This window comes from Saccharomonospora iraqiensis subsp. paurometabolica YIM 90007, from assembly GCF_000231035.2.
GTDB classification, from domain to species: Bacteria; Actinomycetota; Actinomycetes; order Mycobacteriales; family Pseudonocardiaceae; genus Saccharomonospora; species Saccharomonospora paurometabolica.
This window is the reverse complement of the sequence record NZ_KI912190.1, coordinates 2300-3359: the sequence shown is the minus strand read 5'-3', so window position 1 is coordinate 3359 and position 1060 is coordinate 2300. Positions and strand designations below refer to the sequence as shown.

The window sequence follows — 1060 nt, the reverse complement described above, 5'->3', positions numbered from 1 at the left end:
GGCCGCGGGCAGCAGGGCGGCGTACTTGAGCACCGCCGTCGCGGTGACCGCGACCGACAGCGGGGCGGGCGCCTGCGCGCTTCCGGCCACGGCGAGCAGCAGTACGTTCTCGGTGGTGTGCGCCAGCACGGCCACCACGGTGGCGGTGATCCCGAACCCCACGGCCGTCCGCGCGGGCGGTGTGCGCCACACCCACCCGGCCGCGGCCGTGCCGAGCAGCATCCCGATCCCGTAGCAGACGAGAAGCGCGAATCCCCACCACGCGGGACCGGTCACCGCCCCCGGTGCCACCGGCGAATCCCCGGCGGGACCGAACTCGACACCGGGACGCAGCATCCCGAGGTGGACACCCACCCCGACCAGGGTGAGCACGATCGCGGCGAGGGCCAGCGCGGCCGCCACCGGCCGTGGTGGAACGTCGCGGTGGGCGGGACCGGGCACCGACACTGCTCGCACCCCCAGATCTGCGGCGGACTCGGGCGATGATCTTAGTCCCGGGTGCGGCGTTCCGCGGAGATCAGGTGCGGGCCGGCCGGGCACGGCGTGGCGACCCGACCGGAGGAAACCGACGTGTATAACGCCCTATACCGCCTCGCCCCGGTCCGGACCCGTGCCGGTTCGTGTGGTTCGTCCCGGCGGTGGGTGTCGGGGCCCGGTGCGCGGGGAATCCCCGGGCGGTCACGGAACGGATCGTTGTGCCCGGGACGACGGGAGGACACGAGGCGGATGACGGGGGAGGCGAAGCCGGTCGTCGTCGGTGTGGACGACTCCGAGGCCGCGGTACGCGCCCTGCGGTGGGCGCTCGACGAGGCGCTGGTGCGCGGCTGCGAGGTGCGCGCGGTCACCGTCTGGTCGGTGGACGTGACGCGGCAACCGCCGTGGAGTTCGGTCGAGCTGATCCGTGAGCGCCACGAGCGCACCCTGCACGAGACCGTCCGCCGCGCCACGGAGGGCCGCGAGCGGCTGCCGACCGTGGTGCCGATGGTCGTCGAGGGTTCCGCCGCCGGCGCCCTGATCGAGGTCGCCGAGGGGGCCGCGCTGCTGGTCGTGGCCCGGCGGG

The 1060-nt window shown here is 74.9% G+C and carries 1 protein-coding gene and 1 pseudogene; one reads left to right on the top strand and one right to left on the bottom strand.

Annotated elements, in window-relative coordinates; genetic code table 11:
- A pseudogene (locus SACPADRAFT_RS31940) lies at positions 1-447 on the bottom strand (patatin-like phospholipase family protein); the annotation flags it as partial.
- Between the two features lie 279 nt (positions 448-726).
- On the opposite strand from SACPADRAFT_RS31940, the gene SACPADRAFT_RS24815 reads away from it, so the two are divergent.
- A partial coding sequence (locus SACPADRAFT_RS24815; RefSeq protein WP_007027728.1) for a universal stress protein occupies positions 727-1060 on the top strand: 334 nt, incomplete at its 3' end.